Raw genomic sequence first — 23,722 nt, 5'->3', positions numbered from 1 at the left:
TATAATGTGTTTGAGGAGTTTACAAGCCCTCTACGACCATTAAAATGACCACCTTCTCTCTCTATAGGTTTTACCATGACCCTTTCTCGCTCCGCTGACAGCGTGGTTGTTCTCGATTTCGAAACGACTGGTTTATCTCCCAATCAAGGCGATCGCGCTATCGAAATTGGTGCTGTTAAATTAGTTAATGGCGAAGTTGTTGATCAATTCCAACAGCTCATGAATCCTGGTTTTCGTGTCAGTAGCTTTATTGAAGGTTACACGGGGATCAGCAATAACATGTTACGCACTGCACCACCGTGTAATGAGGTAATGGATGCCTTTGCTGATTTCATTGGTGATGCCAACCTTGTGGCGCATAATGCCTCTTTTGATCAGCGTTTTTTAGACGCAGAGCTGGCGGATATTGGCCGGCACTATACAGGTGCATTTGCCTGTTCAATGCTGATTGCACGACGTTTATATCAAGATGCACCGAATCATAAATTAGGCACGTTAGTGGATTACAAACACATTGAGCACAATGGTGTATTTCACCGCGCGTTAGCCGATTCTGAAATGACAGCTCGTTTATGGTTAGTCATGCTTGAAGATATTAAGCGACAATATCATCTTCACTCTGTCTCTTTTGAATTAATGATAAAACTAGCAAAAACACCAAAAGCCAAAATCGATACCTTATTTCACCGTTACGCTTAACAATAAGTCGTATATTCAACGTAACAAGTATGCTAAAACAGCTATACAGTTTTTAATAACTTCACTGAGAGTTCGATTTTGCAACAGTCAGATGCTGAACATTTCCCCCAAGTGCCTATCGCTCAGTCGGAGATCAAAATCGCAAGTTTTAATTTGTTGAATTATCTTGCTCCCCCTAATGCTTATTATGATTTTGAAAATATTTATAGCTATGAACAATGGCATAAAAAACAGCATTGGCTAACTTCGATTTTAGAAGCCCAACAACCGGATATTATTGGTTTTCAAGAAGTGTTTAGCGCAGAGGATTTGCAAGCATTATTGCGCGATATTGGCTATCCCTATTTTGCAGTCGTTGATGAACCTCAGGTAGAAGGCGATTTTATTTATCGTAGCCCCGTTGTCGCCATTGCTTCTAAATTTCCCATCACTGAAGTTATCGCTGTTGAAGCCGATAAGGAAGCGGCACAATTACTGGGCTGGACTGAGTTTTCATTTAGTCGCAAGCCACTGCGGGCGACGGTTGATATGCCTCATATTGGCGCAACAGACTGCTATGTCACTCATTTAAAATCCAAGCGTTCTCTATTTGATGATCCACTACCTGAGACAATTGCGAAATCAGGCAGTGCGCTTTCTTCTTTTCTTGGTCAACGTTTAGGGAATTGGGGTTCATCCATGCTACGGGGCACTGAAGCGGCATTACTGCAACTTGCAATGGTCAAGCGACGTGAGCAAACCAGTCATCCGATGGTGCTGTGTGGCGATTATAACGATGTTATTTCGAGTAGTTGTTTAGAAGAGTTAACGGCAAGTCGTGTTTATGGGATGTCAGAAAGTGACACTGAGCGCTTAATTAACTTCTATTGCCTTTACGATGGTTGGCAGCTTTATACTCAAGTCAATCCACAAAATGAAGAAACAACTCGCCCTTCTACCCATTACTTTAATGGCAAAGGATCGGTATTAGACTACATTCTGTTATCACAGGAGTTCAATGCGAGTTATTTAGGCTCATTATTTGAAGTTAGCCATTATCACACTGAAGATAAGCATTTGGTCAATTCAAGCTTTGATATTGACGGCTACAGTACTGATCACGCTATCCCTATTGTGACCTTATCACTGCGCTCCTAGTACAAAGCTAACTTTCGGTTCGCTGATAACGGCTTATAACCACGGTTTGCTAAAATAAGCAGATAAAAAAACGACTGATATACCGTTTTTGTAAAAGGTATTTATCAGTCGTTTTTATTTAACGTGTTAAACGTTATTACGCTGTCGCTTTTGGTGCACGACTACGCTGTGGAGAGCGACGACGACCATCTGATTTCGGCTTTTCATCGTTGAAACGACGACGAGGCTTATCACCATTTGATTGTGGTTTCGCATCTGTATTGCGTGGCTTACGTGCAGGTCTTGCACCTTGCTCTGAACGCTTCTCGTTGTTTGTAGCATCAGTAGACTGACCCTGTGGACGACGAGAGGCAGGTTTACGCTTTGCGCCACCGTTATTATTGTTTGCGCTACGCTTTTCACCTGTCGCTGCACCTTCACGCGCCACAAACGTTTTTTGCTTTTTAGGCTTCTTCGGTTTAATTGGGCGTGTATCTAGCTTAGCTTGTGGTAATGCGTTAGTTGGCTGAAAACCTTCAATAATTTCACGATCAAACACTTGCTGTGTTAAACGCTCAATTGCAGCAAGATCTTTTGCTTCTTCTGCCGACACTAATGAAATCGCTTCACCAACACAACCTGCACGACCAGTACGACCAATACGGTGTACATAGTCTTCTGCTACGTGTGGTAAATCAAAGTTCACAACTTGTGGTAGTTGTTCAATATCTAGGCCACGAGCTGCAATATCTGTCGCAACGAGTACGCGAATATTACCAGACTTAAAGTTAGCAAGTGCCTTAGTACGCGCGCCTTGGCTCTTATTACCATGGATAGCGGCCGCAGAAATTCCACGACTTTCTAAGTGGGTAGCAAGTTTATTCGCACCGTGCTTGGTTTTAGTGAAAACAAGCACTTGTTTCCAATTACGCTCATTAAGTAGCTTAGTTAATAAGTTAGGTTTTTTCTTTTGATCAACAGGGCAAATCCACTGCTTCACAGTACGTGCTGTTTGGTTACGTGGGTTAACATCAATCTCTACTGGATTATTCACTAAGCCTTTTGCAAGCTCGCGAATTTCATCAGAAAAGGTTGCTGAAAATAGTAAATTTTGACGCTCTTTAGGTAGTAACGCTAAAATTTTACGGATATCACGGATAAAGCCCATATCTAACATACGGTCAGCTTCATCAAGAACCAAAATTTCAACATCACGGAATTTCACAGCATTCTGGCTATGAAGATCCATTAAACGCCCTGGTGTTGCCACCAATACGTCAGCACCTTTACGCATACGCAGCATTTGTGGGTTTACTTTAACGCCACCAAAAACAACGGCAGAGCTTAAACGTAAGTTTTTACCATAAGTCGCAACACTCTCCCCTACTTGAGCGGCTAGCTCACGTGTTGGGGTTAATACAAGTGCGCGTACGTGATTTGAACGAGCAGGTCGACCATTCGCTAAACGTTCTAGCAAAGGTAAGGTAAAGCCTGCTGTTTTGCCTGTACCAGTTTGGGCCGCCGCCATTACATCTTTACCCGAAAGGATAGCTGGGATCGCTTGCTCTTGGATCGGTGATGGTTTTTCGTAGCCTTGCTTTGCAACAGCTTCAAGAATTGGGGCAGATAGGCCTAAAGAGGCAAAACTCATAGCATCTCTCTTTTATATAAAACGCCAATTTGGCGATAGTAGTGGCTAATTTAAGCCAGCCATTGAACAAACGTGCTGTTCAATGAGAATAAAACAGGGAAGGTAATGCTTACCTTCCCTGTTGAAAATTTACTGATAAATACGTAGTTATGAAACCGTTGTTTCTGTACTCATAGTTTCAGTTTCTGATGGTGAAATGGTTTCTTCGGCAGACACTTGTTGTGCTGCTTCAGCGTCTAACTTGGCACGTTCCGCTTTAGAGATGTAGCGAGGCTTATTACTTTTATGCAACTTAGCATTCGCCTTTTTCATTCTCTTTTTAAGCGTTTCGTTAATTTTCTTTTTTCTATTCATAATCGCGCCAGCTGATATTTTCATCATTTTTAAACAAGGCGCTGATTGTAATGGTTCAGCGCTGAATAACAAGCTTTATCCATCAACAGGCCTCGAAAACCATCTCAATATCGGACAAATGGTTTCAAAATCTTAGCTATGCTAATCGTTAAAAGGCATATAAAAGGTTTTATAACAATGAAAAAGCCACAAACAGTCACGCTATTTTTGTTTGATAATTTTCAACTGCTTGATGCTTTTGGACCGTTACAAATGTTCGGCTTGTTACCGGACCTTTATCACGCTCAAACAATCTCTGTTGATGGAAAAACAATCTTAAGCCAACAACATATATCGATTACACCGCAACTCAGTTTTAATGATACGTTCGGCTCTGATATTTTGCTCATTCCCGGTGGCAGTGGGATTAAATCGGTAATTAACAATCCCACGGTGTTGTTTTGGTTGAAACGCATTGCGCCTAAACAAAAATTAATCTGCTCTGTTTGCACAGGCTCAGCTTTATTAGCAAATGCGGGATTACTCAACTATTGCCAAGCAACAACAAATAAAAAGCAATTTCATTGGGTTAAAAAGCTTGGACATCATGTAGATTGGCAATCGTCAGCCCGATGGGTGCGAGACAGCAATATCTTTACTGCCTCAGGCTGTTCGTCAGGTTTAGACATGGCATTAGCGGTTATTGCCTACCAATTTGGTGACAATGTTGCACGAAAAGTCGCTGTTGAAGCAGAATATTTGTGGCAAAACGATCCTGACGATGATCCTTTTGCTCCGCTACATATTGTTAAATAGTTTCCTATTCCCACATAACATAACTTTTTTCATTTACTGCTGATTCTAATAAGGTAATCAACGGCATAGCACGTACTGATAAAGAAATTTCTGGCTCAAATTCAGCGTCATCTAAATCGGCATCAAGCGGGTTTGGCTCTATTGCGGGATCAGCAGTAATGCCACTCTGCTTATTCTCTTGTTTAGCTTTATTAATACCATCTTTTAGGTTTGTTAGCGCTTGTGCGATATCTTCTTCTCGAATAGCACCAGGGACTGTTTCGCAAAACCCCATCATATGAATCAATTGCTGTGCGATATCACCAAACATTGTAATATCGTTACTTCCTTTACTATGAAATGTAATTAACATAATTCACCTATCCTTTTCTTATTCATATAGCTATTAGACCATTATATTCTGTTAGGGTTTCTGATCGTAATGGCAATTTAATTTTCCACGGTCTTTTTTGCCAAGAAAGTAACCAATAAAGCCACCAGCGATAGCACCAAATAAATGGCTTTCAAAGCTCACCAAATAATTAAATGGGAAGACACCCCAAATCATCGAGCTAAAATAAACCAGCACTAAAAATGTAATAATTAATGACATGATACTTCTTAAGACTAAACCATAGATAAGCAAGTAGCCCCAAATGCCATAAATGATCCCACTTAATCCGACATGGTAACTGATACGTCCAAACAACCAGACACTGATACTGCCAAATAACCAGCACAACAAAATGACATTAATTAACCGAGCAACACCATTAATCCCCACCCCAAGAGCCAATAGTGTAAAAGAAGTAAGATTAAAAATTAAATGAGACCAACTGCCGTGGATAAAAGGATAAAACGCAATGTTGCTAAGATGGCTAACGTGGCGAGGTAATAAACCGTAGCTATTTAATGCGCCATTAAAACTATGATTGATAATAAAAGCAACAAACGAAATCCCCCAAAAGAATAGAATGACAAAAAAGACATCTCGCCACTTCTTTTTAAAGTCAGACATAAAAATACACCACGGATTATAAAACATTCATGTAACGTAACATTATCCCTACTATTATAGCTAACTATCTTATGTCTGATTGATAGTCTAAAAACAATACATCTCCCCATACAGACACTTAAAGCATCAAATGGATAATAAACAGATTATTTTTAACAACGATAAAGCCCGCAACACGTAGTTACGGGCAAACAGTGAATACCGCTTTATACGATGACGTTAATTTACTGCATGTACGCTCAATTCTGCATTAGTAAAACCTAATGAATTAAGTTCATCAGCATCAAAATTCGATGCTACCTCTACATTACCAGCACGTTGAGTCGTAACATTATCTTTTAATGATAGAGAACTTTTGTCTATAGGCTGCGCTTTACCAATATCCATAGTGCCAGCATATTGAGACTCGGCAGAAAAATCACCAGAGACAAAAGAATGGAAAGGACGCAAACTCATACCAAGGGCAGATTGAATATTGCCCAGTCCGATTTCATTTATCGCCCAGCTCCAATCCCACCACTGTACTTCATTTGGAATATATCGATGTTCCCATTGATAAGGAATATTCGCGGGCTTATCACTGCCACGTCCCACGGTAAACGTATAACTTCTATATGGTCGTTTTTCTGGATGTGTATGCCACGCATTACCTCCCCAGCGTAGAAATCCATTGAAATTGACGTCGTAACTTATATCTGCATTAAAAACTGGTAAGGGTAAGCAATAGATGAGAGATATAAATCGACGCGGACCGGTATAATTGAGTGAGGTGGCACCGTTGGTTGTGCTTCTAACGAAACTTGCTCACTGGTTGATTCGCCTTTAGATTGTGAAAAGTTTTTATTTGCCTCAATGCTAATATTTAGCCTTGTCGTTCCGACGAGTGGCCAATTGAAAGCATCTTCAGTTGTTACTCTTGCAGAAAACCCGTAATTATCAGTTTTTGACCACGTTGTTGATTCATCCAACTTTAAGCTAACGGAAATTTTCTGATCTTGATCACTGTCGTTTCTCGCTAACGCGGTAATGGTTTTTACTAGTTTTTTGTCCGACTCAGTGACATCACCATACCAGAAACTGTCATCATCTAAACGATAGGCAAAATTATTTACTGTGATTTTAGCCTTTTCATCACACCGATAACCGGTACACGTTCCAATATCATTTCCTTGGATAACCCAGTCATCACCGATATGTTGAATGTTCATATCTTCGCCAGCGTATTGAGCATGATTGCCACCAACCCATGCATAACCCAGATAATCAGCAAGTTGGCTTAAAGGCCGAATAAAATTATCTTGGTCATGTAATAGTGCATATTGAACATCGATTTCATCACCTTCTGGTAGCTCAAGTGCAGTGTAGTTAGGGATTTCTGTGTGGTTTTCATCAGGATAACAAAAAGTGTTGGGAGGGCTAGTTCCTGCGGGTTGTTGTTTTATCAAACCTTTGTAACCCGGTCCCATAACGACCCATAGACCTTTTAGCGAGACGATTTGCCAGTCATCCATAAAAGGAAGAAGAGATTTTACATGCTCCCCAGCTTCATAATGGTCAAGAGGATGGTAGCCTGCTCGGCAAATATTTGAACCTAAGTGATCCAGTACAATTTGATCAGGGTACACCTTCTGTGCATATACACGACTTGTTAAGGTTGGAAGGACAGTAGCTAACAATATACTTATGTAGATACTTCGCATGAACAATCCTCATATATATTAATTTGATGATGCACTCAAAGTAGAGCTATGCCAGTTTTCCATATTAATAAATTTAGTAACAATGAAATTACTTGAAATTTTATGACTATAATTTTCAACATGTTATAAGTGACTTGTAATTTGATAAATCAGTCTTTTTTAACAAACTTTATCGTAATAAACTGAATTTTGATTAAGATAATTTTTTAACGTTTAATTCCAAAATTTTGTAATTAGGATAATCGTTTAATAAACTTACCCTTGGTTTATTTATCAACGTATTCATTTCAAGATCTGTATTAATGCTATGACCTTTATTGATTGTTACAAGTAGTATGGAAATTAAAATGACAAATAAAAGAAAAGAGCAAACTAAAGGCCGATATCTCTTTCCATGATTGCTTTGCCGTGTATAGTCAGTTGAGAAATCCTTATTTTTTTCGCTTTTCTCTATCAATATTTTAGCATTAAGCACTTCATCAAATAACACGCCTTCAATTAAACGGTATCCAACTTTAGGTACTGTCACTATGGGTGATTCCTTAATACCTAACTTTATCAGTGAAAGTCTAATTTTGCTGATACTTTTCGCTAATGATGTCTCTCCAATACATTCACTGCCCCAGGCAAATTTAATAATATCTTTCTTTGGGACAACATTTGGAGAGTGTTTAAGCAAGAGATAAAGAATCTGTGAATCTCGATATCCTATTTTTAATATTTTTTTACGATTAGAAATGGTATTTTTTATAGGGTTATATAATACCATGTTACTCCCCCGTAACTTTATCAATAAAGAGAAGATAGATGTATATTTTATAATTGATAATTAGCATATATAAATAGAGCTGAGTGTGATCCAGCTTAAACTTTATCTATCTCATTAATTTAAAGAAAGCAAAGGCATTACTAGAAATTCAGCATTTATATATTTGTAAGGGAAGATTTATAATTAGATATAATTGTTAATAAAGATGAACAGTAATGGGCAGTTAACAAGAATTAAGCCGCTTCATAATATATAGCCTGTAGATAAAATAGAGCTTATAGAAGCTATCTATTATTTAATCTAAAACAACAAACATAGTGTTCTTCCATTTATTTCTCATCGAGCCATCTCTTTAATTAGCTGTAGAGTCTACAGCTAATTTTTAATGCTTTCCTAATATCTGAAAATACACCATAGATGCATTCAACGTTATAAAGCACATCATTCAGAGATTAATAACCAAAAGCAGTCGCTACCTGTAACCAATTCTGTTGTGTTCGCTGATCGTGTTCTACTGAAGGTAAAAACTCAAGAACATGGATTATTGATGCGTTTCCGCCTGAACGACAATCCATACTATGCTGGTTTAATTCTGTATGAAACAACGGCATATTATTTTGTGTGTCCACACACCAATTGCCTACAAGTTTACCGCTGTGCTGTAAACAGTAGCTTGTTACTAGGTGTTGAAATTGTCGTTGATGATTATCGTTAGAATCACAAACGATATTTTCATAATTCGCATAGCCCAATACTGGATGATAAACCGTAATTCCCTGTTGCTGTGTTTGTGATGATTCGTAACTATCAACCGTTTCAATAAAACTTGTTGTTGACTCTAATGGTTTTGAAACGATTTCAGCTTGTATCATCAGTGGACCAAATAAAAACACACCGTACAGAACGCTTAATATCAAACTCTTCATACACACCGACCTATCGCTTATTGGTATACATAGTTTCAATCAATAACTACCCTATCACTTTATATTGTTATAGCAGATATATTTATAAACGTTTAAATTTAAAGATATTTTCCATTTTTAGATAGCGAAAACATTGTCAATAAATCTGTACATCACAAAAGCCGCTATAATTACAACATCCCTTTCAGTCATATTTATTGCCAATAAGACAACTAGGTCGTATCAATTATGATACAGTGCTCATATTGATATCACATATATTTGTTTGGAGTCGATATATGGAAGATAAAACACTCATTGCAGATACTCATGGCATTCTTGAAGCCTTCATCGAAAATGGATTACATCGTACATACCCTATTTATTGTCAATTCCCTCATTGTGAAAGCTTGATAGAAAAGCACCAATACGATGAAAGCTATGATATTGAATTTAATGATGGTTATCGCCATTACAATGAGAAATGATTTTAATTCTGGCTTTTATAAATCTAGATTGGGTATAAAAAAGATATAAAAAAACCGATGTGTAGAAACATCGGTTTTTATTAATATACAAGTTGTTACGCTTGGCGGCGCTTTTGTACATCTGACGCTAATTGACGAAGTACTTTTTCAGTATCTTCCCAACCAATACAGGCATCTGTAATACTTTGACCGTAAGTCGGTTCAACACCATCAACAATATCCTGACGACCTTCAACAAGGTGACTTTCAATCATCACACCAAAGATAGATTTGTTACCACTCGCAATTTGCTCACCAACATCTTGTGATACTAGCGGCTGACGATCAAATTTTTTCAAGCTATTTGCATGACTAAAATCGATCATCACTTTAGAACGGTGACCAGCACCTTCAAGTTGATCTGTCACTGCTTTAACGTGCTCAGCACTATAATTTGGCTCTTTACCACCACGAAGGATAATATGGCAATCTTCATTGCCTGCCGTTGATACAATCGCAGAGTGACCGTATTTAGTCACAGATAAAAAGTGGTGAGGCGCACTTGCCGAACCTATCGCATCTGTTGCAATTTTGATATTGCCATCTGTGCCGTTTTTAAAACCTACTGGGCATGACAAACCTGACGCAAGTTCACGGTGAACCTGAGATTCTGTTGTACGCGCACCAATTGCTCCCCAACTGATCAAATCTCCCATGTACTGAGGTGTGATCATGTCAAGGAATTCGCCTGCTGTTGGGAGGCCTAATTCAGCTAAATCAAGAAGTAGTTTACGACCAATGCGTAAGCCATCATTTAATTGGAAGCTGTTATCCATGTAAGGGTCATTAATCAACCCTTTCCAACCTACAGTTGTACGCGGCTTTTCAAAATAAACGCGCATAACAATTTCTAAATCAGCGTTAAGCTCATCACGTAGTGTTTTTAGCTTTTTACCGTACTCTATTGCTGCATCAGTATCATGTATAGAACAAGGTCCAACAATCACAAGAAGACGGTCATCTTCGTCATTTAAGATATTATGAATGGCATTTCGAGCTTGATATACTGTTTCTGAAGCTGTTTCTGAAGCTGAAAATTTTTCCAGTATTGCAACTGGTGGTAATAGTTCTTTGATCTCGCTAATGCGGACATCATCTGTTTTATGCATGCTTATACTTCCCGTATCGCTACACTACGTCTATGTCGGTCAATCGATGTAGTGTACTTATCTCCAAATAGTCATTTCTTAACTTATCGCCTTAACCCCTTTTGTGCAATGGGTTATGGCTGTAAAGTCGACATTTTTTAACCATTTCACTTCATTAATCGTAATAATACGTATTATGTGCCATAACAAAATAATTACACCCACCCTAATTACCTCACAAAGCAAATACTTTTATGATATAGATCGCTATTAAGTTGATAAATAAATGGGTAATAATCACTCACATAGACATAGATTATTTATTTAAATGATGACTTTTAAAAATTAAAAGTTCATTGTTATATAGTATTGAAATGATTAATTATTTTTAATAGGTACAAGCTATTACATCAATACATTGGTATTTATCATGTATTATGAAAAGCTACTAATTTATGAGTCGAGGTACGTCTTGTTGGCTAAAGACGAAATAATAGCATTCCAGCATGTGAACAAATGGTATGGCGATTTCCATGCATTAAAAGACATCAACCTAACCATTCATAAAGGTGAACGGTTGGTCATTTGTGGCCCTTCCGGTTCAGGAAAATCTACGCTTATCCGCTGTATTAATGGGCTTGAGCAATATGATTCAGGCGAAATTAGAGTAAGAAATCACTTATTAGATCCTAACAACCTAAAAGCCGTTCGTGGCAAAGTTGGTATGGTCTTTCAGCACTTTAATCTTTTTCCTCATATGACGGTATTAGATAATTTAACCCTTGCTCCCCGACGCACATTGGGTATGTCAAAAACAGATGCTGAAGCGTTAGCGAATCAATATCTAGAACGTGTGCATATCGGGCATCAGGCGAATAAATACCCAGGGCAATTATCAGGAGGGCAACAACAGCGTGTAGCGATTGCTCGTTCTCTTTGTATGAAGCCTGATATTCTTTTGTTTGATGAACCCACTTCCGCGCTAGATCCTGAAATGATCCATGAAGTACTTGATGTCATGAAAGAATTAGCAGATGAAGGCATTACAATGGTATGCGTAACCCATGAGATGGGATTTGCTCGCAAAGTAGCAGATCGGGTTGTATTTATGGATGAAGGTGAAATTGTTGAAATTGCACCGCCCGCAATTTTATTCGATCAGCCACAAAGCCTACGTACTCAGGCGTTTCTTAAAAAAATTCTAAGTTACTGAGGTAAATATGATAGCGAAACCTCAGTCACCTTCAACAATAGTAAGAATACTGAAACCAGTACTCAGTGGTTTACTGCAAATTTCCGTCATTACTTTCGCCATTATATGGTTACTCAATAGTGGTGCTGATGCAATGAACTACAACTGGCAATGGTACCGTATTCCTCAATATTTGTTTTTTAAAGAAGACGGAGAATGGTTTTCTGCAGAGCTTATTGATGGCCTACTTGTCACCCTCAAAATTTCAGCCATTAGCCTGATTTTTACAATCATATTTGGCTTGGTAACCGCACTGTTACGCGTATCTCATTCTATTATCGGTCGTGGTCTTGCACGGGGGTATATTGAACTCATTCGTAACACACCGCTACTCGTACAAATTTATCTACTGTACTTTGTTTTTGGTCCTGTATTAGGGTTAGAACGTTTTACAACAGCAGTGCTGGCATTATCTTTATTTCAAGGAGCATACACTGCAGAAATCTTCCGCTCTGGCTTAATCAATATACCTAAAGGTCAATTTGAAGCAGCTGAAAGCCTTGGGTTAAGTAAAATATATAGTTATCGCTATATTATTTTGCCGCAAATGTTACGTCGAGTTTTACCACCATTAACCAATGAGGCCGTTTCTTTGGTTAAAAACTCTTCTATAGTCAGTATCATGGCTATATTTGATCTAACAACACAAGGACGGGATATTGTTGCTGATACCGCCATGCCATTTGAAGTTTGGTTTACTATTGCGGCAATGTATTTATGTATAACGTTAGTTTTATCTGCTTTTGCAACACTGCTAGAGTACAAACTTGCAACACCTAATCATTGATGATTTTTAACGATATGGAGAAAAATATAATGAAGCGTTTTTTGGCGGTTTTATTTACCGCACTCACTCTTTTTTTCACCACAAGCCATGCTTTTGCTGCTGATAAAAGTACCCTTGAACAAATTAAAGAACGAGGCACATTACGCGTAGGTTTATCAACATTTGTACCTTGGGCAATGCGTGATAAACAAGGTGAACTCATTGGCTTTGAAGTCGATGTCGCTAAACGTGTCGCTAAAGATGCGGGTGTAAAAGTAGAGTTTATACCTACAGCATGGGACGGTATTATCCCAGCCCTGCTAGCAGGTAAATTTGATGTTATCATTGGCGGAATGTCGATAACACCACAACGAAATCTGAGTGTTCTTTTTACAACACCCTACTCTCATTCAGGTGTTCAACTTGCCGCCAATAAAGAGTTAGCTGGCGATAAGCTCTCCATTGCTGATTACAACAAACGTAGCGTAACGCTAGCTGTGCGTCGCGGTGCTGTAACAGTACAAACGGCGAAGAAATATTTCCCGAAAGCGAAATTACGTCAATTCGATGATGAAGCACAAGCATTCCAAGAAGTTTTAAATGGCAATGCGCAAGCTGTATTAGCATCAACACCAAAACCAGAGCAAATGGCTCTGCAATACAAAGATAAGCTATTTCTACCATTTAAAGAGCGTCTAAGCCAAGGCTCTGAAGGTTTTGCTATCCGCCAAGGTGATTTCAACTTGTTAAACTTCTTTGATAACTGGATTTTACTTCGAACTCAAGATGGTTGGTTACAAGAGCGTTATAACTATTGGTTCACCACAGTTGATTGGCAGAACCAGGTAAAAGAAGGTCAATAAATTAATGTCTTCTTGCTCAACTGCAAAGAAAACACTCTCGCAGCCAGAAAAAATTCTGGCTGCTAAGTTTTCATTAAAAAAACTTAAACCACTTGATTACATTCTCTTAGTGATAATGAGCTGTTTCATCGGGTGGTTATATTATCGTTCATCTGTTGGCATTAATTACCACTGGCAATGGCATAAAGCCTTTGATTTGGTTTTTACCCCTGGCCAAAACGGAGAGCTTCCTTATTTCTTTCAAGGTATTATCAGTACTATTCGATTAAGTTTGTGGGGTATGCTGTTTGCTGCGGTATTCGGGCTGCTTTTAGCTTTAGGGCGTCGTTCTTCTTTTATCTTTTTCCGTCTGCCAGCTAATGCTTATATTCAAATAGTCAGAAATATCCCGCCACTGGTTTTTGTTTTCATTTTCTATTTCTTTATATCTAGCCAATTAGTTCCATTGCTAGGACTCGATAATCTATTTCGTAATTACCATGGTAACGAGAATCTTCTGCAAGATATCCTCTTTGGTAATAGTCAGTTATGGGAAAACCTTTTTTCTGGCATTCTATGCGTTGGCTTAATAGCTGCTGCTTATATCGCTGAAGTCATTCGCTCTGGGCTTGATGCAATAGATAAAGGACAATGGGAAGCAACCAGCTCTCTTGGGCTTTCTCGTCTTGATGGTTTCCGCTTTGTTATTTTCCCACAAGCAATCGCAGGCATAGTACCAGCACTTGCTGGTCAATTTATCTCAATAGTGAAAGATTCATCAATTATTTCATTGATCTCTATACAGGAGATAACCTTCGTCGGCAGTGAAATGGCGAACTCATCGGGGTTAATCTTTGAAATTTGGTTACTTGTTGGCGCTGTCTACTTAATTTTATGCCTATCTTTATCTCTTTTATTCACCCAATTAGAGAAACGTAGCTTACGTCATCTTCAGCGTTAGATATGACAAATAAGCCCTGAATACATATTGAATGAATATATCATTGTATTCAGGCTTATTTGACTCACAACTTCATCTATTAAGATCAATGTATTATCAGCATTTACTTGTATATGCTCTTGTTTGTTTAATGCCAATTTTTGTCGCTATTTCGGATAACGAATAATTAAAAAATAATGATAAATACAATCTTCTAACTATAGAGTTCTTACGAAAAATAAGCATACCTTTAAGCTGTCGTGCTGTTTAGTATTCATTTGTCGTTTTATATCAACAGTAAAACCTCGTTAGTAATTATTGTTACTAAGTAGTAATAATGATTTGTATAAATATCACTTGGTGAAACGTATTCTTTGACACTAAAATGCGCATCTCTTTTTTAATGATAGATAATCGTAATGTTTAAACTATTAACTTCTATGCCACCTTTTTTAGCTTTATCTATTGCCATTGTGTTTGAAGTGATCGCAACATCTTTCATTCCTAAAGCCGAGCAATTTACTAAACTCGTTCCAAGTGCGGTTGTACTTGTCGGTTACGCTGTCGCTTTTTTTCTCTTATCTGTCACCGTTAAAACCATGCCTGTTGGTATTGTTTATGCGATTTGGAGTGGCGCTGGAATTGTCCTCGTTGCAACGATTAGCTTTTTTATTTATGGGCAGCGCTTAGATTTACCCGCAATTGTAGGTATTGGTTTTATTATTGTTGGTGTTTTAATTGTTAACCTATTGTCGAAAACCGTCGGCCATTAATAAATCACTTCAATAAAAAAGGCAGTAATCATTGCGTATGATTACTGCCTTTTTACTTATCCACTTTATCGAATCATAGAGTGTATGTTCGTAGCCTCGCCATATGGTATACATTGGCATACTCGCCATTACGAAACGCAAAGTTTTTCGCCTCGCCTTCAATTTCAAAACCATGTTTTTGATAAAGCTTCATTGCAGCAATGTTGTCTGTATACACTTCTAACTCGATACGTTGAACATTGAGCCATTTATCTGCCAACATCAATGCCGACTGTAACAATTGCCCACCAACACCTCTACCTTGAAATGTCTCTTTCACCCCCATACCAAAGCTCGCAACGTGCCTGCGCCTTGGGTTATCACAAACCGACAGTCCAAGTTGCCCGACAATTTCTCCCTCATATTCCGCTACCAAGCTATAACAGCCTTGAGGTAAATTCGACAATCGAGACGTCCAACGATCGAGTGAAGGAAATGGGAGTTGAAGTGTACCGCCATAGGCAATTTCAGATTCATAAATAGCTTTAACACCCATAATATCTTTATCTTCGCTATGTCGAATAATGATATTTTCCATTAGTACACTCCTTTTTGTTCAATTAAATTACCACGCGATACGTGTGCCGTCGTAGTTTATAAACTCCCCTGAATGGTTTACTGAAGTATGTTCAATAACATCAAACAATCCTTTAGCTGAAGTTTCTATATCAATAAGTGCATTAGGGCCGCCCATCTCTGTTTGCACCCAACCAGGATGTAAAGCAATAACCGTAAACCCCTCGTCACGAAGATCATTGCTTAAACTTTTTACTACTGAATTAAGTGCTGCTTTTGATGAACGATAAATATAACCACCACCTGAAGTGTTCTCTTCCATGCTGCCAACTTTTGAAGATATGCAGGCTATTTTTTTTGTAGTGCCACTTTTGAGTAATGAGTACAAGCTTTCTATTAATTTTAAGGGTGCAATCGTATTTATTTCAAAAACACGACGCCATTCTTCAACATCTGTCTGACCAAAGCCGTAGCCTTTTGGACCATAATAACCAGCATTATTTATCACAAGATCGAGGCTTGGTAATCGCGTGGCTAGCTGATCAAGCTGCTCGTAATTGGTTACGTCTAATGAATGAATAATGAGATCAGCATTATGGCTAGCAAGATCTTGCAGATCTATCGCTGTTTCTAATGTTCTCGAGGTTGCATGAACCAACCAGCCTTGCGATAAATACTGCTTCACTAGCCCTAGGCCAATACCCCGATTAGCTCCTGTTATCAATACGCTTTTTTTCATCGTCTCCCCTTACTCATCAACAATAAATACTATTAGTTATCAATCCAATATACCGATTGAATATGTACAAACAACCTTAAAAACCGACAAAAGCAAGAAACACCTTATTGATAATAATTATCAATTGCATTTAAAGATTGCGTTTGTTATAACTTTGAAGAATTTAAATTACTTTCTTTATAGGGATAAAAAGGATGAACTTTCATCAAAAGCAACGATTACGATACGTGACAAATGCTGTACTGCTATCTGTTGGATTGTTTATGAGTACAGTCAGCCATGCTAATGATAAGTTTAAAATAATTACAACATTCACAATCATTGCTGACATGGCAAAAAATGTCGCAGGTGACGCCGCTATTGTTGAATCTATTACTAAACCCAATGCGGAAATTCATAATTATCAAGTAACACCTGGCGATCTTAAACGGGCACAAGGTGCCGATTTAATACTTTATAACGGTTTAAATTTAGAACTGTGGTTTAATAAGTTTTTCCAAAACCTCCACGATGTTCCTTCTGTAACGGTAACTGAAAATATCACGCCGTTAAGTATTACTCAGGGCCCTTATAACGGTAAACCTAACCCTCATGCTTGGATGTCACCTGAAAACGGTATTATTTATGTTGAAAATATTCGCCAAGCACTGGTTAAGCATGATCCTAAAAATGCGGGTATTTATAATAAAAACGCTCAACAATATACCCAAGAAATTAAGCAAACAATTGCACCTATTCGTAATCAGATTAATACCATACCGGTAGATAGGCGTTGGCTTGTTACCAGTGAAGGGGCTTTTAGCTATCTTGCTCGTGATTTTGGACTAAAAGAACTGTATTTATGGCCTATTAATGCTGATGCCCAAGGCACGCCTCAACAAGTTCGTCAACTTATCGATGCTGTTCGTCAACATCAAATTCATGCGGTTTTCAGTGAAAGTACTGTTTCAGCAAAACCGGCTCAACAAGTCGCAAGAGAAACAGGCGCTAACTATGCAGGCGTGCTTTATGTTGACTCGTTGAGTGCTAATAACGGTCCTGTTCCTACCTATCTAGAGCTAATTAAAGTGACCTCTCAAACCATCGCTAAAGGGCTGAGTTTATAATGATAGGATTAGATATAAACAATATTACGGTTACATACCGTAACGGACATACTGCTCTGCACAATGCCACATTTAGCGTTCCTCAAGGCTCTATCGCAGCCCTAGTCGGGATGAATGGCAGCGGAAAGTCCACACTTTTTAAAGCCATTATGGGATTTGTATCCACCAGCCAAGGTAGTGTAAAAATCCTTAATAAGACAGTCAAAAACGCGCTAAAAAGTAATGTGGTAGCCTATGTTCCGCAAAGTGAAGATATAGACTGGAACTTCCCTGTTCTGGTTGAAGATGTCGTCATGATGGGGCGTTATGGTTATATGAATATGTTGCGTATCCCCAAAAAAATAGATCATGAAAAAGTGAATATCGCTCTCGAGCGGGTCAATATGACTGACTTTCGTAAACGTCAAATCGGAGAACTTTCTGGGGGGCAACGTAAACGGGTATTTCTTGCTCGTGCACTCGCGCAAGAAAGTCAGGTGATATTACTCGATGAACCCTTTACAGGCGTTGATGTTCAAACAGAAGATCAAATTATGGCATTGTTACGCGAACTTCGTAATGAAGGCAAAGTCATGCTTGTCTCTACCCATAATCTTGGCAGTATTCCTGACTTTTGTGACCGTACAATTTTAATTAACAAAACCATTTTGGCGTCAGGAGAAACAACCGAGATTTTCACACCTGAAAATTTAAAACTCGCATTCGGTGGTGTATTACGCCACTTCATTTTATCAGGGAAAGATCTTCACGAAGACGACGATAGCCGTAAATTATCGGTTATTTCCGATCATGAACGCCCTGTTGTTATGTATGGTGAAAATGGCGAACAGCAATCTCGCTCCCTTTCCCGTCAATAATAAAAGGAGTGATAATCGTGGACCAATTACTTGAGCCGTTTTTATATAGCTATATGATCAACGCCATGTGGGTTAGTGCGTTAATAGGTGGCGTTTGTGCTTTTCTTTCCTGTTATTTAATGCTGAAGGGCTGGTCACTTATTGGTGATGCACTATCACATTCTATCGTACCCGGTGTTGCCGGCGCTTATATGATAGGCCTCCCCTTTTCTTTTGGTGCCTTTTTTTCTGGCGGTTTAGCGGCTGCTGGTATGTTAATTTTAAGCCAGCGTAGTAAATTAAAAGAAGACGCTGTTATTGGCTTAATTTTTACTGCTTTCTTCGGGCTCGGTTTATTTCTTGTCTCGCTCTATCCTAGTGCGGTTAATATTCAAACTATTGTAATGGGAAATATTCTCGCAATAACCCCTATAGATACATTACAAATCGTCATCATTGGCTGCCTTTCTCTTTTCGTTTTATGTGTAAAGTGGCGTGATTTCATGGTTGTTTTCTTTGATGAAAACCATGCTAAAACCATTGGGTTATCACCAACATTTTTAAAAATTGTATTTTTTAGTATTTTAAGTGCTTCAACCGTTGCCGCATTGCAAACTGTAGGCGCCTTTTTAGTTATAGCTATGGTTGTAATACCTGGTGCAACTGCTTATTTACTGTCTGACCGTTTCTCAATGGTCATTATCTACAGTGTATTTATTGGTGTGTTCAGCGCTTTTCTTGGTGCATACCTTAGCTATTTTATCAATGGCGCAACAGGTGGGATCATCGTGTTATTACAAACTGTTTTCTTTGGTTTAGCTTTTATATTTGCGCCTAAATATGGTCGATTAGCAACGTATAGAAAAACCAAACAAGCATTAAAAAAAGCACAACGTTTTAAGCAAACGAAAGGAGTTCAACATGGCTAATCTAATAGAGACATTGTTATCGCCTTTTGAATTTATTTTTATGCAGCAAGCTTTTCTGATTGTTTTTTTTATCGCGATACCAACCGCATTACTCTCTTGTTTTTTAATTCTCAAAGGTTGGTCTTTAATGGGTGATGCCATTTCCCATGCTGTTTTACCGGGGATTGTTATTGCTTATATCTTATCAATTCCATTTACAATTGGTGCTTTTATCGCAGGAATGTTTTGTGCGTTAACCACAGGGTATTTAAGAGAAAATAGCAGAATTAAAGAAGATACAATTATGGGTGTTGTTTTTTCAGCTATGTTTGCGCTCGGCATTGTAATGATGACGAAAATTCACACAGATATTCACTTAGACCATATTCTATTTGGTGATCCTCTTGGGGCGAGTTGGCGTGATATTACAGAAGCAGGCGTAATTGCACTCATTGTTGGATCACTGTGTATTATAAAAGGTAAAGATTTACTCTTACTTATTTTCGATCATCAACATGCACAAGCAATTGGACTTCCGACCAAAGTATTACATTACGGATTGCTTGCCCTACTCTCATTCGCGATTGTTACCGCACTCAAAGCCGTTGGCATGATACTCGTGATTTCAATGCTGATTGCGCCAGGAGCAACAGCCTTTATGCTTAGCCGTCGTTTTCAAACCATGATGGTAATATCGGTATTCATTTCTATTATAAATTGCTTTTTAGGCGTTTATCTTAGCTTCTTTATCGATAGTGCTCCTGCACCAACAATTATATTATTACTGACAATAAACTTTATTGTGGTATTTATTTATCATGCAATAAAACAGCGAGCCGTCATAAAACAAACGCCCGTAAGTTTAATATAATTCCTACTACGCTGTTATATTCAATAATGGCTATCAAATCCGATAGCCATTATTCGCAATAGATCTCAGAATCATTTCACCGTTCAGCGTCGCCCTTTTCTCATTGAACGTATTAACTGTATTACATTTGTTTCGCGCGAATAATTTTTTGTTGCTGTAAAGCTGAAATAGGTAAGCGTTTAAAAGGGCTTACATTACTTCCCCCTGTATTTCCTTCAGGCACAAGACCCACAGCTGTTTTAGTTAATGCGCCAAAGACTCTTAATAACTGCCCTCTTAGCTCTTGGCTATCACCATTACGTCGTGCCCAATACAGCATATGACAATGGATTCTAGTATGCCAGTAAGTAGAATGTTGTCCCAAAACGTGAGCGTTTTCTAAATGGCTGAACTCTAATACCACATCATTATTACGTCTCGCTTTCCTTGCTAAAGATAATTCTTTTATTACGGCATAAGAGATATTTTGTGAAAATCGATTGAGCATAACTCTCTCCATGATGATGCTTGCTATCTATTTCTAACATTAGAACACACAAATAAATACACCAGTGTTTATCGCTTCGCTTTTGGTAACGATCACTTTTTACTTTATGCCATTTACATATTTCACCCATAAACACTGATTGTTTTGCTGATTGTCTCTCCGATTTAAAACGTCGAAGAGGGAATTCATATTTTTCCGTTGCGCTTTTATAGCCGCTTCCCTCTTTCACCTGCTAAAATCACCGCACTATAAAAACAAACTACTGAGCAATGTATGCAAGGAACATTAAGTAAAATGAAGTCAACGTTAAATGACGTTGTTGACTATCATCTCCCTGTCGGCGATCAACAACTGCATTTAAACCCTTTGATTGGTAAGTCACTTAAATTGACTCATACAGGCAATATTTTTTGCCAGTCGTGTGGCAAAAAAACCAAGAAAAGTTACTCTCAAGGTCATTGCTTCCCTTGTATGAAAAAATTAGCGTCATGCGATATGTGCATTATGAAACCTGAAACTTGTCACTACGACAAAGGTACATGCCGTGAGCCACAATGGGGTGAAGAAAATTGCATGGTGCCGCACTATGTTTACCTATCAAATACTTCGGGTTTAAAAGTGGGTATTACTCGACATACCCAACTACCGACACGATGGATTGATCAAGGTGCCACACAGGCACTTGCTGTACTAAAAGTAAAAACACGTCAAATTTCAGGTTTAGTGGAAGTGGCTATTGCAGAGCTTGTCGCTGATAAAACCAACTGGCGTGCAATGCTCAAAGGTGATAATGCTGAGATAGATTTAACAGAAAAAGCCTCGGTTTTATTACCAGAAGTAAAAGCTCGTCTTGCAGAAATCACTGCAGAATATGGTGAAGATGCGATTGAATATCTTGATAACGATATTGTTGATATTCATTTTCCTGTTGATGCCTTCCCAACCAAGATTAGCTCACACAACTTTGATAAAGAGCCTGTGGTTGAAGGTATTTTGCAAGGAATTAAAGGTCAATATCTGATCTTTGATACTGGCGTGATCAACATTCGTAAATTCACCAGCTACGAAGTAATTGCTGAAGCATAATTAATCATAAAAGCGAAGTGTCTCGGATAAGAATAGAGAGTTTAAGCTTCGCTTTATTTCTTTACTCTCCCCTGAATATAATCATATTTTCTATTTTGTACCGCAAGATCACGTAAAAAGTTCTCACCCAATACAATACCGCTACCGCCATTGATTAGCACATATTCAATTTCTTCATTAATGTCACCAAGCTTGGTTCTTAACTTTACAACAGGTAAAGATTTATCGCTTTTGTCCGGTACTTTAACTTTTTCATGAATGGCAAATTTATACTCTTTATCAAGCAGTTTAAACGTAACCCAATCTTTTCCATTACGCTCAAATTCAACTAAATCACTTACGCCAATGCGTGAATTTTCTGATAGAGGATCAATATAAGCCGAAAAATACTGTGTTGATGACGCAAGTAAGATCCACTCATGCCGTCCTAAAATAAACAACCCATCTTGAGTTTCTTTCTTTACTGATGAATTCGCTGATTTTGTACTGTTATGTGCAAGGATTAAATCTCTTGAAGCATTAAATTGAGTATCACTGGCATGACGAAGAGAAAGATCAGAGGGCTGGCTCAAAAGATCTGGGATAAAAGAAACAGGAAACTTAGATGATGTAACATGATTACCAGCCACAGATTGATAACTAACTAACAGTAAAACAAACGCAGATACTCGACTTACTTTATTCATCATAAGTTAACCTTTTCGTTCTTCTTTTATACCCCTACCTTACAAAACATAATACTTACAAAGGGAAATAGGCAACTATTTCCCTCAAACTCATTGCATACTCATGGCTGCTTCAAACTTATTAAACTTATTCGCTAACCAGTTTTCATCATACCAACCCATATTTCGACTGTGTTTCGCATCATCCCACAAACTAAAGAAATAACGTCGTGCTTTAAAGCCATCATCTAATTGACGTTTTTCAATATAGCGTTCGGCGATATGCGTATCACCACGCACATCAAATAAATGGATCACATCGAGTTCACGGTGTTTAAAACCGCTATCACAAGGATCAAGCAATCCCGCCACTTTAAACGTCTTAGGATCAAACAATACATTCGCTAAATGACAATCATCATGTACGAAAGAAGACGCTTCATGAGCTATCGGTGCTAATATTTCTCTACGACGTTCCCATAGCTCAGTATATTGATCTTTGATCTTTGAACTAAATGGCGATACTGAACAAGAAAGGTATCTATATACATCTTTCATCCAGTCATCGAACGCATTATTAAAATCACCGTCAAAGCCTCCGTTATTTAATTCAAAGCCTTGTGGATGATTATGCTCATGTAGTGCGAGTAAAATATCTGTGTAATCTTCACGGAATGTCTCTATCGCGAATTTATTATTGGGTAATTCATTCGCAGGTCGACCTTCGAGCCAATCTAGCACGATATAGTCATACCCTTCTTCACGACCAAATAAATAGATCTGCGGTACAGGACAGCTCACAATACAACGTAACTTCTGTAAACACGCAACTTCTTTACTTATTCGACCTACTTCTCGTGAAAATTTAACAACAATCTTTGCCTTCCCTGTGGCAAGAAATACAACCCAACCATAAAAGGTTTCCTGAATATCACATACATCAGCTTTTTGTCGGAACATTGCGAAAAACGATTTTTCAGCAATATTTTTTAGCTGGGCTCTATTCATATTTTGTACCTTGGATTTTATCTAGCAACTGTAACCAATAAATACCAAATAAGTATAATTATCTTTTTTTATTGGATATTTAATCTTTATTATGGGTTAAGAATGCAACATAACAGCCAATATGACCAGTAGATACGACAAATAAAGCTTAAAATATTTCACTTTTGGTTACATTTGATTTTATTTAGAGCTTTGCAACCGTAAACCAGCTAAAAATTAGCGAATAAAACTCTTTTTTAGCAATAAATAAAAAGCGTGCTCCAACTCACAAAATATAAGCAAAAATA

General features: G+C 38.1%; 25 protein-coding genes and 2 pseudogenes. 14 read left to right on the top strand and 13 right to left on the bottom strand.

The features are described from left to right. The first annotated feature begins 75 nt into the window (after positions 1–75). Both C9J45_RS04635 and C9J45_RS04630 read left to right on the top strand, forming a co-directional pair. The gene (locus C9J45_RS04635; protein WP_107247273.1) at positions 76–699 is read left to right on the top strand and encodes a PolC-type DNA polymerase III; all 624 of its coding nucleotides are present in this window, start codon (positions 76–78) and stop codon (positions 697–699) included. A 78-nt stretch (positions 700–777) separates the two neighbouring features. Then, positions 778–1,836, top strand: coding sequence for an endonuclease/exonuclease/phosphatase family protein (locus tag C9J45_RS04630; RefSeq protein WP_107292219.1), 1,059 nt, complete (start codon positions 778–780; stop codon positions 1,834–1,836). Between the two features lie 136 nt (positions 1,837–1,972). Here the strand turns inward: C9J45_RS04630 and C9J45_RS04625 are convergent, their stop codons facing one another. Together C9J45_RS04625 and C9J45_RS04620 are read right to left on the bottom strand one after the other, a co-directional pair. Then, complete coding sequence (locus tag C9J45_RS04625; RefSeq protein ID WP_107206881.1) at positions 1,973–3,466, bottom strand: DEAD/DEAH box helicase; 1,494 nt, start codon at positions 3,464–3,466, stop codon at positions 1,973–1,975. A 147-nt stretch (positions 3,467–3,613) separates the two neighbouring features. Beyond that, positions 3,614–3,820, bottom strand: a complete 207-nt coding sequence (locus C9J45_RS04620; protein ID WP_039871979.1) for a DUF2986 domain-containing protein — start codon at positions 3,818–3,820, stop codon at positions 3,614–3,616. Positions 3,821–3,997: 177 nt separating this feature from the next. Between C9J45_RS04620 and C9J45_RS04615 the strand changes: the two genes are divergently transcribed. Further along, a complete protein-coding gene (locus C9J45_RS04615) occupies positions 3,998–4,615 on the top strand; it encodes a DJ-1/PfpI family protein (protein WP_107292218.1) in 618 nt (205 codons plus the stop codon). Positions 4,616–4,619: 4 nt separating this feature from the next. On the opposite strand, the gene C9J45_RS04610 is transcribed toward C9J45_RS04615, so the two are convergent. From C9J45_RS04610 to C9J45_RS04590, 5 genes and pseudogenes are all read right to left on the bottom strand, one after another. After that, positions 4,620–4,967: a DUF1840 domain-containing protein gene (locus tag C9J45_RS04610; protein WP_107206879.1), complete on the bottom strand. Its 348-nt coding sequence runs from the start codon at positions 4,965–4,967 to the stop codon at positions 4,620–4,622. Between the two features lie 51 nt (positions 4,968–5,018). Continuing rightward, entirely contained in the window at positions 5,019–5,612 is a 594-nt protein-coding gene (locus C9J45_RS04605) for a rhomboid family intramembrane serine protease (RefSeq protein WP_107292217.1), read from the bottom strand. A gap of 219 nt (positions 5,613–5,831) precedes the next feature. Further along, positions 5,832–7,312: pseudogene (locus C9J45_RS04600) on the bottom strand (aerolysin family beta-barrel pore-forming toxin). Between the two features lie 475 nt (positions 7,313–7,787). Next, positions 7,788–8,081, bottom strand: a pseudogene (locus C9J45_RS21725) (transcriptional regulator); the annotation flags it as partial. Between the two features lie 452 nt (positions 8,082–8,533). Continuing rightward, positions 8,534–9,007: a hypothetical protein gene (locus tag C9J45_RS04590; RefSeq protein WP_107206875.1), complete on the bottom strand. Its 474-nt coding sequence runs from the start codon at positions 9,005–9,007 to the stop codon at positions 8,534–8,536. Positions 9,008–9,285: 278 nt separating this feature from the next. Here C9J45_RS04590 and C9J45_RS04585 point away from each other — a divergent pair, with 278 nt between their 5' ends. Next, positions 9,286–9,474: a hypothetical protein gene (locus tag C9J45_RS04585; RefSeq protein ID WP_045082326.1), complete on the top strand. Its 189-nt coding sequence runs from the start codon at positions 9,286–9,288 to the stop codon at positions 9,472–9,474. A gap of 95 nt (positions 9,475–9,569) precedes the next feature. Here C9J45_RS04585 and aroG read toward each other — a convergent pair whose 3' ends face one another. Further along, positions 9,570–10,622: a 3-deoxy-7-phosphoheptulonate synthase AroG gene (gene aroG, locus C9J45_RS04580; protein WP_107206874.1), complete on the bottom strand. Its 1,053-nt coding sequence runs from the start codon at positions 10,620–10,622 to the stop codon at positions 9,570–9,572. Positions 10,623–11,073: 451 nt separating this feature from the next. Between aroG and C9J45_RS04575 the strand changes: the two genes are divergently transcribed. From C9J45_RS04575 to C9J45_RS04555, 5 genes are all read left to right on the top strand, one after another. Further along, a complete protein-coding gene (locus C9J45_RS04575) occupies positions 11,074–11,814 on the top strand; it encodes an amino acid ABC transporter ATP-binding protein (RefSeq protein ID WP_369917496.1) in 741 nt (246 codons plus the stop codon). 7 nt (positions 11,815–11,821) lie between these two features. After that, positions 11,822–12,640, top strand: coding sequence for an amino acid ABC transporter permease (locus C9J45_RS04570; protein WP_107292215.1), 819 nt, complete (start codon positions 11,822–11,824; stop codon positions 12,638–12,640). A 29-nt stretch (positions 12,641–12,669) separates the two neighbouring features. Further along, positions 12,670–13,482 (top strand): transporter substrate-binding domain-containing protein, encoded by an 813-nt coding sequence (locus tag C9J45_RS04565; protein WP_107206871.1) that lies wholly within the window; start codon positions 12,670–12,672, stop codon positions 13,480–13,482. Between the two features lie 4 nt (positions 13,483–13,486). Then, positions 13,487–14,422, top strand: a complete 936-nt coding sequence (locus C9J45_RS04560) for an amino acid ABC transporter permease (RefSeq protein WP_107292214.1) — start codon at positions 13,487–13,489, stop codon at positions 14,420–14,422. Between the two features lie 419 nt (positions 14,423–14,841). After that, positions 14,842–15,174, top strand: coding sequence for an SMR family transporter (locus C9J45_RS04555; protein ID WP_199187113.1), 333 nt, complete (start codon positions 14,842–14,844; stop codon positions 15,172–15,174). Between the two features lie 73 nt (positions 15,175–15,247). Here the strand turns inward: C9J45_RS04555 and C9J45_RS04550 are convergent, their stop codons facing one another. Both C9J45_RS04550 and C9J45_RS04545 read right to left on the bottom strand, forming a co-directional pair. Further along, positions 15,248–15,751, bottom strand: coding sequence for a GNAT family N-acetyltransferase (locus C9J45_RS04550; protein ID WP_107292213.1), 504 nt, complete (start codon positions 15,749–15,751; stop codon positions 15,248–15,250). Between the two features lie 27 nt (positions 15,752–15,778). Next, positions 15,779–16,468 carry an SDR family oxidoreductase gene (locus C9J45_RS04545; RefSeq protein ID WP_107292212.1) on the bottom strand — a complete coding sequence of 230 codons (690 nt, stop codon included), beginning with the start codon at positions 16,466–16,468 and terminating at the stop codon, positions 15,779–15,781. A gap of 194 nt (positions 16,469–16,662) precedes the next feature. Between C9J45_RS04545 and C9J45_RS04540 the strand changes: the two genes are divergently transcribed. The 4 genes from C9J45_RS04540 to C9J45_RS04525 are packed head-to-tail and all read left to right on the top strand — an operon-like array spanning position 16,663 to position 20,189. Beyond that, on the top strand, positions 16,663–17,574 hold the full coding sequence (locus C9J45_RS04540; protein ID WP_107292211.1) for a metal ABC transporter substrate-binding protein: 912 nt from the start codon (positions 16,663–16,665) through the stop codon (positions 17,572–17,574). Then, on the top strand, positions 17,574–18,431 hold the full coding sequence (locus C9J45_RS04535; RefSeq protein WP_107261663.1) for a manganese/iron ABC transporter ATP-binding protein: 858 nt from the start codon (positions 17,574–17,576) through the stop codon (positions 18,429–18,431). Before C9J45_RS04540 ends, C9J45_RS04535 begins: the two co-directional genes overlap by 1 nt. Before the next feature lie 17 nt (positions 18,432–18,448). Next, positions 18,449–19,339 (top strand): metal ABC transporter permease, encoded by an 891-nt coding sequence (locus C9J45_RS04530; protein ID WP_107292210.1) that lies wholly within the window; start codon positions 18,449–18,451, stop codon positions 19,337–19,339. Beyond that, on the top strand, positions 19,332–20,189 hold the full coding sequence (locus tag C9J45_RS04525; RefSeq protein WP_107292209.1) for a metal ABC transporter permease: 858 nt from the start codon (positions 19,332–19,334) through the stop codon (positions 20,187–20,189). The genes C9J45_RS04530 and C9J45_RS04525 overlap by 8 nt, the downstream gene beginning before the upstream one ends. A gap of 121 nt (positions 20,190–20,310) precedes the next feature. On the opposite strand, the gene C9J45_RS04520 is transcribed toward C9J45_RS04525, so the two are convergent. After that, positions 20,311–20,676, bottom strand: a complete 366-nt coding sequence (locus C9J45_RS04520; RefSeq protein ID WP_107291244.1) for a DUF3703 domain-containing protein — start codon at positions 20,674–20,676, stop codon at positions 20,311–20,313. Between the two features lie 273 nt (positions 20,677–20,949). Between C9J45_RS04520 and C9J45_RS04515 the strand changes: the two genes are divergently transcribed. Beyond that, complete coding sequence (locus C9J45_RS04515; RefSeq protein WP_107292208.1) at positions 20,950–21,762, top strand: DUF2797 domain-containing protein; 813 nt, start codon at positions 20,950–20,952, stop codon at positions 21,760–21,762. A 53-nt stretch (positions 21,763–21,815) separates the two neighbouring features. Here C9J45_RS04515 and C9J45_RS04510 read toward each other — a convergent pair whose 3' ends face one another. Together C9J45_RS04510 and C9J45_RS04505 are read right to left on the bottom strand one after the other, a co-directional pair. After that, a complete protein-coding gene (locus C9J45_RS04510) occupies positions 21,816–22,451 on the bottom strand; it encodes a RimK/LysX family protein (protein ID WP_233217631.1) in 636 nt (211 codons plus the stop codon). 87 nt (positions 22,452–22,538) lie between these two features. After that, positions 22,539–23,435 carry a phosphotransferase gene (locus C9J45_RS04505; RefSeq protein WP_107206860.1) on the bottom strand — a complete coding sequence of 299 codons (897 nt, stop codon included), beginning with the start codon at positions 23,433–23,435 and terminating at the stop codon, positions 22,539–22,541. Positions 23,436–23,722 lie beyond the last annotated feature (287 nt).

The organism is Photobacterium sp. GB-1 (genome assembly GCF_003026165.1).
GTDB lineage: Bacteria > Pseudomonadota > Gammaproteobacteria > Enterobacterales > Vibrionaceae > Photobacterium.
Note: the sequence above shows the minus strand (reverse complement) of the source record. Positions and strands in the feature narration are given on the sequence as shown.